Origin of the sequence: Streptomyces coryli (genome assembly GCF_011044975.1) — a bacterium.
GTDB classification, from domain to species: Bacteria; Actinomycetota; Actinomycetes; order Streptomycetales; family Streptomycetaceae; genus Streptomyces; species Streptomyces coryli.
Genome location: NZ_JAAKZV010000612.1, coordinates 1 through 530 on the forward strand (window position 1 = coordinate 1; position 530 = coordinate 530).

Consider the following 530-nt stretch of genomic DNA (forward strand, 5'->3'; position numbering starts at 1 on the left):
GGGGTGGGGCGTGCATCTGCGCGTGTTCGGACATGGGTGGGACGGTACGAGGGCGTCTGGTGGCGAGTCTTGTACGTTCTTGCACGGAGCCCGCGCGATCAAGCCCAAGCCAATCTCAAGCCCGGCCGGCGCTTGAGGCCGAGCGCCGCAGGCGCGATATCCGCGCGCAGCGCGGAACAGTCACCGCAGCCGCTCGCGCTGATAAGCGCCCGGCGGCACCCCCACGATCCGCGAGAAGTGCCGGTTCAGATGCGGCTGGTCCGTAAAGCCGACCGCCACCGCCGCCTCCGCGGGAGCCGTCCCCCCATCAAGCAGCCTCCGCGCCGCCCGCACCCGCGCATCAGTGAGCCACCGATGCGGCGGCATCCCGTACACGTCCTTGAAGGCCCGCAGCAGCGCGAACGACGACGTCCCCAACTCCGCCGCCAGCCCGGCGAGCGTAGGCGGATCCGCCATCCGCCCCTCGAGCACCTCTCGCGCCCGTACCGCGCGCTCGGCCCCCGCCGACCGCACCGCGCGCCCCGGGACCC

1 protein-coding gene is annotated in these 530 nt (G+C 73.0%); it reads right to left on the reverse strand.

The annotated features are described in order from the left end of the window. Positions 1-180: 180 nt before the first annotated feature. The coding region (locus G5C51_RS42440; RefSeq protein WP_165246293.1) for a helix-turn-helix transcriptional regulator at positions 181-530 on the reverse strand (350 nt) is incomplete at its 5' end.